Source organism: Sphingobacterium sp. UBA2480 (assembly GCF_002341965.1).
GTDB classification, from domain to species: domain Bacteria; phylum Bacteroidota; class Bacteroidia; order Sphingobacteriales; family Sphingobacteriaceae; genus Sphingobacterium; species Sphingobacterium multivorum.
Genome location: NZ_DDPA01000004.1, coordinates 508,972 through 525,342, shown reverse-complemented (window position 1 = coordinate 525,342; position 16,371 = coordinate 508,972). Strand labels below are relative to the sequence as shown.

Sequence of the window (16,371 nt, the reverse complement as noted above, 5' to 3'; positions counted from 1 at the left end):
GGTTTAATCACGCTGTTGACAAATTTAGAACAAAGGTTTGACAATCCTAAAATGGGTTATCCTTTTTTTGTAAAGATTAAGTAATAAGATGTGTAATTTCTTTGATATCAAATTCGCGCAAGGTGTCTTCCAAAAGAACCAGTAGCTTCCCGTCATTAGACACCTGTTGAATAATTCCAGTTTTTTTGATGCCGTCGACTAGGAATGGTCTTTCTTCACCTCTCCAAAACAATAACGCGTTGTAGCGGTTTAACTGATATTGAGCGCCCTCCTTATACAGGTTCAGGTACTCCTGTTGGATCACTTGGAATAACTCCTGTGCCAGTTCCTTGATGTTGTAATCCTGTCGATCGGTCAGGCAGGCGAGCGAGGTTATTGTTGTTGCTGTGTCAAAATTAAGTTGATTAATATTTACACCAATGCCAATAATTGCGTGGTCTATTTTACTGCCTTTTAATTTATTTTCTATTAAAATGCCTGTTATTTTCTTTGAATTGACGTAAATATCATTGGGCCATTTCACGACTACAGGCTGCTCGGTTTTGCTTTTCAGCCAATTGACGGTTGCAATGGCGATTGTGGCGGAAAGTGCAAATTGTTCCGCTATTGGCAGGAAATGAGGCTTTAAGAGGATAGATGTCGTTAGGTTTTTCCCTGGTTCACTGACCCAGGAGCTTCCGCGCTGCCCCTTGCCCTGAAATTGTTCTTCTGCTAAAATGGCAGTCCCCTCAGCTAGTGGCTTGAAATTTGACAATAATTCCCTGAGATAATCGTTTGTAGAGGCGACTTTGTCAAGATATATTGCATTTTGACCGATGATAAGTCCCGAAATATTGTTATTTTGCAAACTGAAAGTATTAAATAAATATTAAGTCAAAACTATCACATTTTTTAATGAGTAAAAATAAAAGTTCAGAATTGTCCCAACGTCTATCAGAAATTATCGTTTATGGTATGCAAGAAAAGAAAGCAAACGAGATCGTTCGCTTGGATTTAAGAGATCTTCACAGTTCTGTTTCCGATTATTTTGTGATTTGTCATGCCGACTCTAACATTCAGGTGAATGCGATAGCAAAGAGTGTCGAAGAAGAAGTCTATAAGGCATTTGGTCAAGAACCCCAATATAAAGAAGGACAATCCAATGGTGAATGGTTGATTTTGGATTTTGTGGATGTGGTTGTACATATCTTTAAGACCGAAAAAAGAGCGCATTATGGTATCGAGGATTTATGGGGAGATGCAGAAGTACAGCATTTCCAAAGCGCTTAATTGTTCTCAACGAAAAAATTTATAAAGAAAATATAATTACGATATAATGAAAAAAATCCCGAGTAGTAAGGTAAGCCCGAAACCGCCAAAATTCAATTTTGTGTGGCTTATGATTGCCATGTTTTTAGGTTTTTTTGCCTTACAGTACGTTTTTGGAGAAAGCCCAGCTAAGGAAGTTAGCTATAGTGATTTTGAGACACGTATGTTGAATACAGGCGCTGTAGAGCGTCTCGTCGCCTATAAAAAGAATGATCTTGTCGAAGTGGAGGTCTATTTAAAAAAGGGCTGGAAAGATAACCCAAGTTTTAAAGACGCTACAAAAGCTGCTGATCCGCTTCCAAGTCTATCAGGACAGGAAGACAAGGGTCCACAATATATTTTTAAGGATGCCTCTCCCGATGTTTTAGAAAAGAAATTAGCTGCATCGCAAGCGGAATTAACGCCAGGTACACCAAAGGTCCAGTTGACTTATGATGATCGTTCCAACCCTTGGGCAAGCTGGTTTATCACGTTTATGTTGCCGTTGTTGGTATTGGCTGCCATCTGGATCTTCTTGATGCGTCGTATGGGCGGTGGTGCTGGCGGCGGTGGCGGTGCGATCTTTAACATAGGTAAATCTAAGGCGACGTTGTTTGATAAAGAATCGCAGATCAATATCACATTTAATGATGTTGCTGGTCTTGAAGAGGCGAAACAAGAAGTTATGGAGATTGTGGATTTCTTAAAAAATCCACGTAAATATACCAATTTAGGGGGTAAAATTCCGAAAGGCGCTTTGCTTGTAGGGCCTCCGGGAACGGGTAAGACTTTATTGGCTAAAGCTGTAGCCGGAGAGGCTCAAGTGCCATTTTTCTCATTATCCGGATCTGACTTTGTCGAAATGTTTGTGGGTGTAGGTGCATCGCGTGTTCGCGATTTGTTTAAGCAAGCGAAAGAGAAAGCGCCATGTATCATTTTTATCGATGAGATTGATGCTATAGGTCGTGCTCGTGGTAAAAACTCGATGATGGGCGGTAATGACGAGCGTGAAAATACATTGAACCAATTATTGGTGGAGATGGATGGTTTCGGTACGGATTCAGGCGTTATTATTTTAGCGGCTACTAACCGTATCGATGTACTGGATACAGCATTGTTGCGTCCAGGACGTTTTGACCGTCAAATTTCTATTGATAAACCGGATTTGATTGGCCGTGAGCAAATTTTCAAAGTGCATCTAAAGCCGTTGAAATTATCGGCTGAGGTCGATGCAAAAAAATTATCGGCGCAGACACCTGGTTTTGCGGGAGCTGAAATTGCCAACGTGTGTAACGAAGCAGCCCTTATTGCTGCCCGTAAAAATAAACCCGAGATTGATATGCAGGATTTTCAGGATGCCGTTGATCGTGTGATCGGTGGTCTTGAGAAGAAAAACAAAATCATCTCTCCGGAAGAGAAACGTATTGTTGCTTATCATGAGGCTGGACACGCTATTGCGGGCTGGTTTTTAGAGCACGCCGATCCTTTGGTGAAAGTGTCTATTGTGCCACGTGGTGTCGCTGCTTTGGGTTATGCACAGTACCTTCCCCGTGAGCAGTTCCTATATACGACAGAACAGCTTATAGACAGTTTATGTATGACTATGGGTGGTCGTGTCGCTGAAGATATTACTTTTGGAAGAATTTCAACAGGTGCTCAAAATGACTTAGAGCGTATCACGCAACTTTCGTATGCGATGATAGCAATCTACGGTATGAATGATAAAGTTGGCAATGTTTCCTTCCGAGATAGTTCTGAAGCATCTTTCCAAAAACCATATTCTGACAAAACGGCAGAGCTGATTGATGCAGAGGTACGTAACTTAATTAATGACGTCTATGCACGTACCAAACAGTTATTGCTGGATAAACGTGAGGGTTTGATTAAAATAGCAGAAAAGCTATTGGAAAAAGAGATTCTTTTTCAGTCGGACTTGGAAGAGATATTAGGTAAACGTCCATTTGAAACCAAGACTACTTACGAGGAGTTTGTGAATGGTGCTGATGGTGGTGGAGTTCCACAGACAGATTTACCGTTGGATGTTCATCCGGACGAAGCGCGATCTAACGAAGGGCAGAGTTCAGAAACACCCTCCAATAATTTGAATTAATTTGAATGCTGCAGCGCTAGATCACTCTAGCGCTGCATTTATATATATTTGCGCCATGAACGTGAAGAACGCAACAGCGAAAGAGATAATGTTAAAACGAGTACGTCAGGCATTACTACAGAAAAACGATAATCCACATCCCAATTTCAAAGAAACGCCGCTTTATAAAGAAGAGGATGAGTTGGTGGATATTGTTTTTGTTCGCGAATTGACTGCTGCGGGAGGCAAGTTTCTGTATTGTGATGGTGAGATCGGTCTGATTGAAAATCTGATTTTATTGACCGAGGAGAATAATATCAAAAATATATACGCTTGGGAACAAGGTGTTCAAAATTTACTCAGTCCATATGGTTTCCCTTTTTTAAAAACAGCGGAAGATTTTGAATCAGCAAATGCAAGTATTACATCATGTGAAGCATTGGTTGCACGTAATGGGAGTGTTATGGTGAGTAATGCAAATGCTTCAGGACGCAGGTTGAGTATATATCCTCCAATTCATATTGTTATTGCCAAAGCTTCGCAATTGGTTTGGGATCTAAAGGATGCTTTAGCTTATATGCAGAAGCGTTACGGTCAGGAAATCCCGACAATGATTTCGACAATTACCGGCCCCTCCAGGACGGCTGATATCGAGAAAAGATTGGTTTTGGGCGCACATGGACCAAAAGAACTTTACGTTTTACTTTTAGAGGATCGATTCTAGGAATTACTATGCTATTATATTATCTAACAGAAATGCCTGTTGCGAGTATTATTTTCTTTTTTACGCTCGCTACCAGTATCTATACGTTTTCACATGAACAACTTTACGGTAAACTGATGTTGCATCCGTATAGTATCGCACGTAATCGAAAATGGTATACCATCCTTACCAGTGGCTTTGTGCATAAAGATTGGGGGCATCTGCTGTTTAATATGCTTACCTTTTATTATTTTGCATTTGGTTTGGAGCGCATACTTGCAGAAGCAAGTCCATACGGTCATATTTTATTTGCCGTAATCTATATCGGTAGTTTAATCTTGAGCGATATTCCAACAATCATCCAGCAAAAAAATAACCCCGGTTACTATAGTTTAGGCGCCTCAGGTGCGATTTGTGCGGTTCTGTTTAGCTACATTCTTTTCGATCCGAAAATTACCATTGGTGTGATGATGATTATACCGATGCCGGCTTATCTGTTTGCATTTTTGTTTTTAGGTTACTGTGTGTGGGCGTCAAAAAAAGCGCAAGATGGTATAAATCACGATGCTCATTTCTTTGGCGCATTGTCGGGTCTGATCTTGACGATTATCTGTTTCCCTTGGGTTATTAAGCATTGTTTGGCTCAGTTTTAAAATTTTCCACCCCAGGTTTCCCGATCTAAATTTCTATACTGGATCGCTTCGGCGAGATGATGATTTTCGATCATTTTACTTTGCTCCATATCAGCGATTGTTCGAGCAACTTTGAGTATTCTATCGTATGCTCTTGCAGATAGGCTCAGATGTTCAATAGCCGTTTTGAGTAACTTTCTTCCGGGCTCATCAATCTGACATATTTCTCGGGTCAATTGTGTACTCATCTGGGCATTACAATGGATGTCTGGAAAAGAATCGAACCGTTCTTTCTGAATTTCTCGGGTTTGAATGACTCGAGTTCGCACAGTACGGCTGTCTTCGGCTATACGTGTCGTACTCAGTTGGTCAAATAGTACAGGCGTCACCTCAATATGCAGATCGATACGGTCTAAAAGAGGTCCCGATATTTTACTTAAATAACGTTGTACAGTATTGCTGCCGCATATGCATTCTTTTTCGGGGTGATTGAAATAGCCACAGGGACAGGGGTTCATGGCGGCAACGAGCATGAAACTCGCCGGATAATCCACCGTGAGTTTTGCCCTTGATATGGTAATCTGCCGTGATTCAAGAGGCTGCCGCATGACCTCGAGTACACTCCGTTTGAATTCTGGTAATTCATCAAGAAACAGCACGCCATGATGCGCTAGTGAAATCTCACCTGGGAGCGGATTAGAGCCTCCACCTACCATGGCTACATCGGATATGGTATGATGCGGAGAACGAAACGGCCGTGCCGTCAAGAGAGACTCTTTGGTTTTCAGGTTTCCAGATACAGAGTGTATTTTGGTGGTTTCTAAAGATTCAGTCATATTGAGGGGCGGGAGGATCGTCGGTAGCCTTTTTGCCAACATGGTCTTACCCGCGCCGGGAGGACCTATTAAAATGAGGTTGTGACCACCCGCAGCTGCAATTTCCAGGGCCCTTTTGATATTCTCCTGTCCTTGGACATCCGAGAAATCGACGTCGTAATTATTCGTGCCGGTATGAAAGCACGTTTGAATATCAACTTGCGTTGGTTCAATTTTTATCTTATGATTTAGGAAATCAACAACTTGGCGGAGGTTTTCTACTCCGATCACATCGACACCTCCGACAATAGCGGCCTCCTTTGCATTCTCTTGGGGTAGAATAAGTCCTTTAAAGCCATCTTTTAGGGCTTGTAAAGTGATGGGTAAAATGCCACGGATGGGCTTAATGCTTCCGTCTAAGGATAGTTCTCCTAGAATAAGATAATCTGCCAGAAGCTCATTTGTCATTTGTCCAGAGGATGCCAATATGCCGATCGCGATTGATAAGTCATAACTGGACCCTTCCTTACGCATGTCTGCGGGTGCCAAGTTGACAACAATCTTTTGGCGTGGCATGTGAAGTTGACAGGAAGTAATGGCACTTTCGACACGTCTTAAGCTCTCTTTAACGGCATTGTCAGGCAAGCCTACAATATAATAATGCAAGCCTGTAGATACGATTACCTCAACGGTAATTGTGCAGGCATTGATACCATAGACGGCACTGCAATAGGTTTTATTTAGCATAATTTTTATAATGGGTTGATTTAAAGATACTAAAAAACTGAACGGGTTAATAATTGTTTGGTGAATTATTGAAAGTCAATCGAATTTTATCAAAAAATGATTATATTGGAAAGTATAGTTTCTCGTAAATAATGGATTAAATGCCGCGTTTGGCAAACGATTTGCTTTGTGAATTGTATTATTAACGAGGACTAGTTTCATCGTAATAGAATTAGAAATTAAAACGAAAAAGAAATGAATGACACAAGTAAAGTAGCTTTGGCGTTGTTAGCGGGTCTTGCTGCAGGTGCAGCTTTGGGAGTTTTATTTGCTCCGGACAAGGGGTCGGATACGAGAGATAAAATTAATGATTCATTAAGCGATTTGAGTGATGCTATTCGTGAAAGAGCGGAAGAACAGTTCGATCAACTGAATGATTTTAAAGAGAAGATTGTTTCTACATTGAAAGGGAAATTAAATCAGAGCGAAGAAGTGCTAGATGATGATATCATCGAACATGCATAATCCGCAGATTATTCATTGGAATAATTGGTGTAGAATACATATTATCAGGCTATTTCTAGGGATAGCTGTCTGACGAACTATTTACTCCTTATGCGTAGAGAGTGGATTTGTGTTGGCATCATCGGATGCTGCGTTTTCGTTTTTTAAGCTAGAAGTTGAAATAGCCTGAATAAATTTTAGATGCATGGAAGAAGAAAAATTTTCACTTAGCGGTACGTTTCAAAAAACCAAAGAGTATGTTGACTCTCAGTTTAAGCTTGTCAAATTAAAGACAATCGAACGGTCGTCCAGATTGATCGCCAGCCTTGTTGTTGATGCGACAAAGTTAATTTTCACGTTGTTCGTTCTGTTTTTTTTGTGCTTGGCACTGGGTTTTTGGCTCGGGGAGCTATTGGGGAGCTATTCACTGGGCTTTTTGGCTACAGCAGGGATCTTTTTAGTGATTATCATCTTAATACGGGTTTTTGAGCCTATGCTGGAATCCAAATTTATGGATCTTTCAATCCGCCGTTTTTTAGCGAAGTGGAACGACGAGATTGAGGAAGAAGAGGAAGAACTGCACAAGGAAAAACTTGATAGAGAAAGGGCTACAAATGAACAATAAACAGACTAAAATACGTAATCTGCAGGAACTTAAAGCTGAGATTTCCCGTTTAAAGACACTAAAAAACGAACAAGAATCTTATCTTAAGGCTCAATTTACCATGCTCAACAATAAAATAGAGGCTCCGATTCGTTTTTTCAATACCTTAAAAGATAATATACCGGGGGTAAATATCGTTCAGCAGTTGTTTGCGAAAAGCAGCAATCCAGATTCCGATTGGTTAACAAAGACCTTACGTATCGGCGTGCCCTTTGTTATGAATAGGTTGTTCCTAAAAAATACGGGCGTTTTAAAGAAAGCGCTGATGTTGCTGTTATCAGAGCGTGCTGTCGGCCAGATCAATCAAGATAAAATCACCGGTCTCATCGGTAAATTAACGAGCTTTATTCGTCCCAAGAAAAAGAAGAAAAATAAAGCTGCGCAAGCTGAAAATGCGGTGATCAAGGATGAGGTTAACGAGTACGGAATTCCTTCCTATAGCGAGACTTACTAATGCAATCGTGTTGGATTTATTCGGAAGCGTTTGCTTCTTTCTTTAAAAAATCCGCATAAGCTAGTTGAATGCCTTCCCGGAGGTTAACTCGATGTTTCCAGCCCAGCGCATGTAGTTTTGAGACATCCATGAGTTTTCGCGGTGTTCCGTCAGGTTTGGAACTGTCGAAGGAAATAGTTCCCTGGTAACCAATGACGTCTTTAATCAATTCGGCAAGTTCCTTAATGCTTAAATCTTCGCCAATGCCAATGTTGACAAATTGTTTCTCGTCATAATTATTCATTAAGAAAACGCAGGCATCTGCCAGGTCATCGGAAAAAAGAAATTCCCGTAAGGGGGTGCCTGTTCCCCAGATCATAACTTCAGGGAGCTGATTGATTTTAGCTTCATGAAATCTTCTGATCAAGGCCGGTAAGACATGTGAATTTTGCGGATGGTAGTTGTCGTTAATTCCGTAAAGATTTGTTGGCATAACGGAGATATAATTGCATCCATACTGATCCCTGAAAGCTTCCGCCATTTTTATTCCCGCGATTTTAGCAATTGCGTAAGGCTCATTTGTAGGCTCCAGAGTACCCGTGAGTAGCATGTCTTCATTCAAAGGCTGCGGAGCCATTTTTGGATAGATACAGCTTGAGCCTAAGAACATTAATTTTTTAACCTTATTATCGTAGGAAGATTTGATGACGTTATTCTGTATAGCCATATTCTCGTAGATAAAATCAGCGCGATAGGTGTTGTTCGCCATGATCCCGCCAACTTTGGCTGCGGCTAAGAAAACATAGTCCGGTTTTTCCTGATCGAAAAAATCAGCCACTGCTTGCTGATTGCGCAGATCTAATTCGGAAGATGTGCGTGTGACAATGTTGTTGTACCCAAGCTCCGATAATTTGCGATGAATTGCCGATCCGACCATTCCACGATGGCCTGCTATATAAATTTTAGCGTCTTTCTCCACGATAAGTTATTGATTCCTGCAAACTTAGATAAATTGCTTTTTATATGCAATATAATTCGCCCGTGTGGATGCAATTTATGCATTCCTGTGTCTGCTACAGGACTTCAGATTGTTCTGTAATTACCGGTATTCGTGCTGTCTCTCAGATTTATTTTTTTTAGCGGGAATATAAGGTTATTTTTGCGGGATATTTATTAAAAAATGGGAAAGGACAAACTACGTAAATTTGCTGAAGTTGCTACTTTTGAAAATGTAATCCAACTCGACGCAGGCAAAGAATATAAAGGAAAATGGGCTGAGAAGCAATTTGGTAACAATAATCCAGTTGTTTTGGAGCTTGCTTGTGGTAAAGGTGAGTATACTGTTAATCTAGCGAGATTGTTTCCGGAGAAAAATTTCATCGGTATTGATTTTAAGGGTAATCGTATTTGGCGTGGAGCCAAGACAGCTTTGGAGGATGGAATTCGGAATGTTGCTTTTCTTCGGATACAAATTGAGACTATCCTTGAACATTTTGCTGAAAATGAAATTGATGAGATCTGGATTACCTTTCCGGATCCGCAACCGCAAGATAGCCGAGAAAAGAAACGATTGACCGGGCCAAAGTTTTTGGATCGTTATAAAATCATTATGAAGCCTGAAGGGTTGATGAATTTGAAAACAGACAATGACGGTTTTTATGCTTACACACTAGAGCAGATCGATTTACAGGGTTTGAAAAAATATAAGGAAACGACAGATCTTTACCATTCAGACTTGGTTGATAACGTTTTATCCATTAAAACATATTACGAACGGAAGTATTTGGCGCATGACAAGAACATTAACTATGTGAAGTGGAGTTTCGAGAAGGCTTAAGCCTTAACGCTTCTATTGTAAAAAAGAGCCCAAACGAAAGTTTGCGCTCTTTTTGTTTTCTTCAGTATTGCGGATACTGAAGCTTTGATCACCCACTTTTTACCCCAGTTGGCAGCTGTGTCTACGGTTATTTACTCTTGTCGTAGTTTTACATGAAAGTTACCGTATACTTCCAGTATAGTTACGGTATTGTTTTAGTATGGATATAGTAGTTATGTAAAATACTAAATAGCTACTTAAAGGGGGGAGTAAATTTACTTAAAACATCCTAGAATCCTCCTTTCGGGCCCTTTCCGACGGTCTTATAATTCCTAAAAGACTAAGTAATTCTTGTTTTTTTTATTTTAATATGGGCTTTTAAATAATTTCGATTTATTTCGTTTTTTAAATATTATTAATTATTTTCGATTTGTAAATATAAAATAACCAAATAAAGATCGCTTAAAAGCGTGCCTAATGCATGATAATCCCTTCAGGGTGAACTTCAAAGCATTTTATTAAAACGGTAATAGTATGATAAAAGGAAATGCTATTCGAAACAATTGTTAACAAAAAGAAAACATTAAGTTAAAACAAACTTTTTGTTAAGAATATATTTTTGTGCCAAATTGAAAATTAACAATTTACACCAATAACTATGTTTAGTATTAACCCTATCCAAATTAAACTAAGGCACTCCTCCTCGAAAGTGCTATTTGTGGCATTAGCAATTGCCTGTAATATGGATTTTACAGCAATGGCGGCTCCACTAGGATCTGATCAAGCTGTGCATGCAGTTAAGCAGACCAAGATTAGAGTAAAAGGGCAAGTTGTCGATAATCAGACGAAAGAACCTTTGGCATCCGTATCAATCCTTGCAGCGGGTGTAGTTAAAGGAGCGACGGACAGAAATGGTAATTTCGATATTGAAGTAGAATCAGGGACAGCAATCCGTTTTCAGCTAATCGGTTACGAAGCGGAAACGCAAACTTTTTCGTCAGCCCAATTGAATGCTAAAATTTTTTTAAGTGCGAGATCGGAGGCGCTCAATGAAGTCGTTGTGACAGCGCTAGGCATACAGCGAGAAGAGAAGGCATTAGGCTATTCCATAAGCACGGTCAAAGGCGAGGAATTGACGAATGCAATTTCAAACAATTGGACGGATGCTCTAACAGGAAAAGTCGCTGGTTTGAATTTGGTAAAGTCGGGTGCGGGGCCATTGGGATCCAATCAGATTATTTTAAGAGGGGAAACATCTTTTACGGGCGATAATTCCGCATTGATTGTTGTGGATGGTGTTGTCATGGGAGGAGGGACGCGGATGACCGGTAATGGTAGTTCCAATTATTTGGATAGTGATTCTCCTGTAGATTTTGGAACATCATTGGCGGATATTAATCCGGATGATATCGAGTCCGTTTCAGTATTGAAAGGACCAGGCGCTTCAGCGCTCTATGGTTCCCGTGGCGCACATGGCGCTGTGATTATTACCACAAAAAAGGGAAAAGGGGCTAAAAATAAAATTGGTGTATCCGTTAATTCGAATACGGCAATTGGGACAATTAACAGATGGCCCGATTATCAATACGAATATGGTCAGGGTGCGATTGATCAGGATCTTTATTATTCCTACGGACAGTCAGAGGATGGTGCAAGTACTTTAAGTACGTCTTCTGCTTGGGGACCCAAATTTGATGGACAGTATTATTACCAGTACGATCCTAATTTCTATCGTTTGACACCTCCAGAGCGGACTTTATGGAGACCCTATGAAAACAACCGAAAGGATCTTTTCCAAACGGAGCTCACGTCTACCAATTCGATCAGTATTTCTGGTGCCACAGAAAAGACCAGCTCAAGGTTTTCTTATACGAATGTGACGAATAAATGGATTATTCCCAACATGGGCTATAATAGGAATACCATCGCGATGCAGTTCAATAATAAGATTACGGATAAGTTGAGTCTTTCAACAAAAATTAATTTTAATAATAGAGGATCAGACAATTTACCAAATAGCGGTTATAACAATCAAAGTTACATGTACTTTGTACGGGGCATTGTGCCGAATGTGAATGCAGCTTGGCTAGAGCAGAATTGGATTCCAGGAAAGGAAGGAATTGAACAGATGACTCCGTTTTCAAACCTGTTGGATAATCCAAGAACCATATCTTATGATATGATCAATGCGCAGGATAAAAACAATATTATTGGAAATTTACAGGCCGATTATAAATTCAATAAGGAGTTGAATTTGATGGTGCGGACAGGAATCGATTGGAGCTATGATAAACGCAAACAATCGAGACCATTTGATACCTATAAATATGCTTATGGCTATTACCGGGAGCAGTCCATCAATAACCAGGAAATTACTTCCGACTTTTTATTGCAATATAACAATCAACGGAACAATCTTCACAAATTTGGCGCATCGGTTGGAGGTTCATTGATGCACAATAAGTATATTAAAGATGATGCTTACGCTAATAGTCTTATTTATCCAAACCAATATAATTTTGCCAATGCGAGGGAAAAAATCGTTTATTTACCTTACCGCGAGGAATATGCAGCCAATAGCTTATATGCCTTACTAAATTATAGTTATAAGGATATGATTTTTGTCGATGCAACGAATCGTATCGACTGGGCGAGTACATTAGCATCTCCGAAACGGAATGAAGTTAAACCATTTATATACCCTTCGCTTAATACAAGTTTTGTTATTTCCCAATTGCTAAACCTGCCAAAAGCGATAAATTTTTGGAAAGTCAGAGCATCGATTGCTCAAGTCGGAGGTGGAGGAAAACGGGCTTATCTAAACTCTTATGGTTACCGTAGTGTTGAGGGGACCACTGGAGGGCTTACAAATCCAACCACCGTTCCAGATGAAAATCTGACGTTCGAAAGTACGCGTTCTTATGAAGTAGGAACAGATTTTAGAATGTTCAGAGATCGACTTAGATTAGATCTTACTCTGTATTCAAACTCGACATTTGATCAGATTATTGAGTCTCCGCTGGATCCTTCAAGCGGTTTCAGAAATCAGATTACGAATGCTGGCGAGGTACGGAATAGGGGGATAGAGATTGCGCTTTCTGGCGATATTATCAAGAAGAAAGATGGCTTAAATTGGAATATGTATGGAAATTTTACGAGCTATGATTCGAAAGTTATTTCCATACCTGCAGATCTGCAAGGAGAATTAGTGCTATCCACGTTGTTTGGAAGTAGAGGAACAATTGTGGCCATACCTGGTAAACGATTTGGTGATATCTATGGACTCGGATATGAGCGAAATCAGGATGGTCAAATTATTTATGAAAATGGACTTCCTGTATTGTCCCAACAGAACATGTATATCGGTAATCCAAATGCAACGACCAAATTTGGTTGGGGGAATGAATTTAAATACAAAGGATTTAGATTTAATTTCTTATTTGATGGTCAATTCGGCGGAGTGGGATATTCGTTGACGCATGCCGTATTGATGGAAGAGGGAAAATTAAAAAAGACAATTCCGGGACGATATAATGGTATTATCGGCGATGGTGTTGTGAAGAATAGTGATGGAAGCTACAGCAAGAATACAGTTGTTGCGTCTGCTGGAGATTATTATGCTAAACATTTTAACCGGGATAATATAGAATCAAATACGTTTTCCACGGACTTTATAAAGCTTCGTGAGGTCAGATTTGACTATACATTACCTAAGTCTTTTGTTGAACGCTTGAAAATTGAGCGCGCATCAATTGGCGTGTACGGAAGAGATCTGTTTGTCATGACCAAATGGCCTTCATTTGACCCAGAGTTTGGATCGCTAAATTCAAGCGGTATTGAGAAGGGCGCAGAGATTGCCCAGTTCCCTTCAACCCGCACAATGGGTGTCAATTTATCATTCTCATTTTAAATCCAGCGTATTATGAAAAAGAATATAAGAAAAGCTTTTATTTTGTTGGCAGCCTGTGGGATACTACAGAGCTGTACAAAAGATTTTGTCGCAATAAATACAAATCCAAATGCAATTTCTGCGGCAGCGCCACAAAGTCTCATCGCGCCAGCTTTACTCAATGTGTTAAACACAAATTTATCACGGAATATGCGCATCAACAACGAGCTTATGCAAGTGACTGTAACGGTGAATGATGCATTGGAGATTCAACGGTATGAAATCAGACCGTCAGAAGCGGAATCTACCTGGTCCGGATGGTACGTACAGTTGACGAATATACGCGACATTTATCAGAAGGCAGGGGAAGGGCAGCAGAAGGGTTACCAGACATACCAGGGTATTTCGCTTATATTGGATGCTTGGGTGAGTTCGTTAATAACTGATATGTATGGTGATGTACCTTATACAGACAGCAATAAAGGGTATAGTGATAGTAATTTAACTCCTGTATTTGATAAACAGTCCGATATTTATGCGGATATCTTTAGAAAATTAGAAGAGGCCAATACGCTTTTGAAAGGTAAGGTTGCTGTCGAATCGACCAATTTAGCGATGGATCCTATATTTAATTCAGATCCTGGAAAATGGCAGAAATTTGGTAATTCTTTATATCTCCGATTATTGCTACGTATAGCACATAAGTCAGAAACCAATGCCGTTGCAAAGATCAAAGAAATATTAGAAACGAATGCCGCTGAATATCCGGTGATGCAAAGCAATGCCGAAACGGCTGCTTTATACTACACCAATGTACAGCCTTATATGAATCCTTATTTTAATAGCCGTGACATAGATTTTAATGGAAACAAAGGCTATTCAGAGTTTTTTATCAATAATCTGCTGGACCTTTCAGACCCACGATTAAAAATTTGGGCCACTGAAGCCACATTAGGAGTATATGGCGGTATGCAGTCCGGATACCAGAGAGGAAATGTCCCCGAGCAACAATCAACGCTTTTAACAAGTCTAAAAGCCGACTCGCATATGGGGAATATCATGAATTACGCCGAGTTGCAATTTATTATTGCTGAATGTGGTATGAGAGGGTATGCTCAGGTTGATGCGCCTGGAGCCTATTTAAAGGGGGTGAACGCGGCTATGGAATACTGGGGGCTAACAGCGCCAGCATCTTACCTAAGCAGTGCAAAGGTTCAGTTGCTGCCCACAGATAGTGATCATGCGAAATTGAAAAAGGTGCATTTGCAAAAATACTATGCGATGCTATTTACGGATTTCCAACAGTGGTACGAATATCGTAGAACCCAATTATTGGATTTATACAAAGGTCCGGGCTTGTTGAATCAAGGGAAAATGCCAGTACGTTTAAATTATCCAACAATTGTACAATCTTTAAACAAAGTAAATTATCAGGATGCTGTGAGTCGTATGGGGGGAGACGGGATAAATGAAAAAATGTGGTGGCAACCTTCAATCAACTAATCAATGAAAAAGTTAAAATCAATACTATGCAGTATGTTGGCGATGTCAGCATTGCTGTCCGGCTGTATCAAAGACAACGTCAATGAATCGATAGGGACGCTAAATCCTGAAATATCGTTGTATGCGCTACGCAGTCTATATAAAAATGCCGATTTACAGCTTAATGCGTCTTCGCTACAAGGGGCAGAACATATCAAAGTAGTGGTCGTTTCGCATGCGGAAAATAAGAATTTACCAGAAAATACACTTGCTGTACAGAATATTTGGCGAAATCAACGCCGTGGAATATTAGTTCAGGTACCCAATGCGTCTGAATTTAAATTTGGAGATTCGGTTCAGATCAATATTAGCGGTTCAAAACTGATTAAAAAAGATGGCTTATTAGTTCTTTCAGTCGATAATAATCAACAGCTTAAAGTCTACTCATCTGGTAATACTATTGCCCCATTACCTGTTGCTGTTTCCAGTCTAAAGTCGAAGTTTGATGAGTTTGAATCAACCTATATCGATATTACAGCCGATGTTGAACCTGAACCCGCAGCTGGGACAGCGTTGAAAGGAGATAAAATCTTAATGGATGGTGATAAAAATGAGATTATATTGCATACACAAGATAATGCGACATTTGCTGGGGAGTCCATCGCTCCAAGTGCATCATTCAGAGGAATTGCATTCAAGGAGGGCGAAAAGCTACAAGTTAGGATGCAGAGTTATGCTGATATGGCTTATGCCAGCGGTAAGTTATATGCAGGTTGGCCTGAAACTTTTGATGCTGTAGATGCGAGTGTGAAAGGTAGCTATGATATGAAGGATAAAAACGCGGTCTCCTTTCCAACGGGGCAATGGAACCTGTATCAGGCTATTCTAGGAACAACTGCTGGTCGTGATCGTATCGTTTCTGGAAAAAATGCCATCCGTATGCAGCAGAACTTAAGTGTTGATGGTTATGTGCAAATGAATTTTGATGTGCCGAATGGGGCCTCAAAAGTAACGCTTTGGTATGGTTCGTATTACACCGATCGTTCGTGTACGTTCAAGTTGGAATACTCGACCGACGGAGGAACGACATGGAAGCAAACAGGCGAGCCTATTTCGGACGCGCATACAACGACAGAGAGCATGAATTCAAAACAGGCTGTATTCTTAATGAATATTCAGGGGCCGGTTCGTTTTAGAGTTACCAAACTTGGATTAGGGACAAGTAACAATGTGATTAATAACGGAAGGTTGGGATTGGACGATATTGCTATTTATAAAAGTTATTAATTTGAAAAATTGATTTTCAAATGGCCCCATTGGATTGTGTAATC

At 40.1% G+C, this 16,371-nt stretch carries 14 protein-coding genes; 11 read left to right on the top strand and 3 right to left on the bottom strand.

The window, feature by feature from the left end:
- Positions 1-76: 76 nt before the first annotated feature.
- A complete protein-coding gene (locus B3600_RS09585; protein WP_286752797.1) occupies positions 77-847 on the bottom strand; it encodes a biotin--[acetyl-CoA-carboxylase] ligase in 771 nt (256 codons plus the stop codon).
- Positions 848-894: 47 nt separating this feature from the next.
- On the opposite strand from B3600_RS09585, the gene rsfS reads away from it, so the two are divergent.
- From rsfS to B3600_RS09565, 4 genes are read left to right on the top strand one after another with little or no spacing between them, the layout of a single operon-like run.
- Positions 895-1,269: a ribosome silencing factor gene (rsfS, locus tag B3600_RS09580; protein WP_046673130.1), complete on the top strand. Its 375-nt coding sequence runs from the start codon at positions 895-897 to the stop codon at positions 1,267-1,269.
- A gap of 46 nt (positions 1,270-1,315) precedes the next feature.
- Positions 1,316-3,397, top strand: coding sequence for an ATP-dependent zinc metalloprotease FtsH (gene ftsH / locus B3600_RS09575; protein ID WP_112375078.1), 2,082 nt, complete (start codon positions 1,316-1,318; stop codon positions 3,395-3,397).
- Between the two features lie 55 nt (positions 3,398-3,452).
- The gene (locus B3600_RS09570; RefSeq protein ID WP_070561445.1) at positions 3,453-4,100 is read left to right on the top strand and encodes a LutC/YkgG family protein; all 648 of its coding nucleotides are present in this window, start codon (positions 3,453-3,455) and stop codon (positions 4,098-4,100) included.
- Positions 4,101-4,108: 8 nt separating this feature from the next.
- Complete coding sequence (locus B3600_RS09565; RefSeq protein ID WP_286752796.1) at positions 4,109-4,732, top strand: rhomboid family intramembrane serine protease; 624 nt, start codon at positions 4,109-4,111, stop codon at positions 4,730-4,732.
- Here the strand turns inward: B3600_RS09565 and B3600_RS09560 are convergent.
- Complete coding sequence (locus B3600_RS09560) at positions 4,729-6,273, bottom strand: YifB family Mg chelatase-like AAA ATPase (protein ID WP_286752795.1); 1,545 nt, start codon at positions 6,271-6,273, stop codon at positions 4,729-4,731. The genes B3600_RS09565 and B3600_RS09560 overlap by 4 nt on opposite strands.
- Before the next feature lie 234 nt (positions 6,274-6,507).
- Here B3600_RS09560 and B3600_RS09555 point away from each other — a divergent pair, with 234 nt between their 5' ends.
- The 3 genes from B3600_RS09555 to B3600_RS09545 all read left to right on the top strand — a co-directional run bounded on the left by B3600_RS09555 (position 6,508) and on the right by B3600_RS09545 (position 7,874).
- Positions 6,508-6,777 carry a YtxH domain-containing protein gene (locus B3600_RS09555; RefSeq protein WP_046673135.1) on the top strand — a complete coding sequence of 90 codons (270 nt, stop codon included), beginning with the start codon at positions 6,508-6,510 and terminating at the stop codon, positions 6,775-6,777.
- Between the two features lie 184 nt (positions 6,778-6,961).
- Positions 6,962-7,381, top strand: a complete 420-nt coding sequence (locus B3600_RS09550) for a phage holin family protein (protein WP_286752794.1) — start codon at positions 6,962-6,964, stop codon at positions 7,379-7,381.
- On the top strand, positions 7,371-7,874 hold the full coding sequence (locus B3600_RS09545; protein ID WP_286752793.1) for a hypothetical protein: 504 nt from the start codon (positions 7,371-7,373) through the stop codon (positions 7,872-7,874). The genes B3600_RS09550 and B3600_RS09545 overlap by 11 nt, the downstream gene beginning before the upstream one ends.
- 16 nt (positions 7,875-7,890) lie before the next feature.
- On the opposite strand, the gene fcl is transcribed toward B3600_RS09545, so the two are convergent.
- Complete coding sequence (fcl, locus tag B3600_RS09540; RefSeq protein WP_286752792.1) at positions 7,891-8,832, bottom strand: GDP-L-fucose synthase; 942 nt, start codon at positions 8,830-8,832, stop codon at positions 7,891-7,893.
- A 201-nt stretch (positions 8,833-9,033) separates the two neighbouring features.
- On the opposite strand from fcl, the gene trmB reads away from it, so the two are divergent.
- From trmB to B3600_RS09520, 4 genes are all read left to right on the top strand, one after another.
- Positions 9,034-9,690 carry a tRNA (guanosine(46)-N7)-methyltransferase TrmB gene (gene trmB / locus B3600_RS09535; RefSeq protein ID WP_286752791.1) on the top strand — a complete coding sequence of 219 codons (657 nt, stop codon included), beginning with the start codon at positions 9,034-9,036 and terminating at the stop codon, positions 9,688-9,690.
- 637 nt (positions 9,691-10,327) lie between these two features.
- Positions 10,328-13,579 carry a SusC/RagA family TonB-linked outer membrane protein gene (locus B3600_RS09530; protein ID WP_286752790.1) on the top strand — a complete coding sequence of 1,084 codons (3,252 nt, stop codon included), beginning with the start codon at positions 10,328-10,330 and terminating at the stop codon, positions 13,577-13,579.
- 12 nt (positions 13,580-13,591) lie between these two features.
- Positions 13,592-15,061 carry a SusD/RagB family nutrient-binding outer membrane lipoprotein gene (locus B3600_RS09525; RefSeq protein ID WP_070561428.1) on the top strand — a complete coding sequence of 490 codons (1,470 nt, stop codon included), beginning with the start codon at positions 13,592-13,594 and terminating at the stop codon, positions 15,059-15,061.
- Between the two features lie 3 nt (positions 15,062-15,064).
- Positions 15,065-16,327, top strand: a complete 1,263-nt coding sequence (locus B3600_RS09520; protein WP_139144882.1) for a DUF5689 domain-containing protein — start codon at positions 15,065-15,067, stop codon at positions 16,325-16,327.
- Positions 16,328-16,371 lie beyond the last annotated feature (44 nt).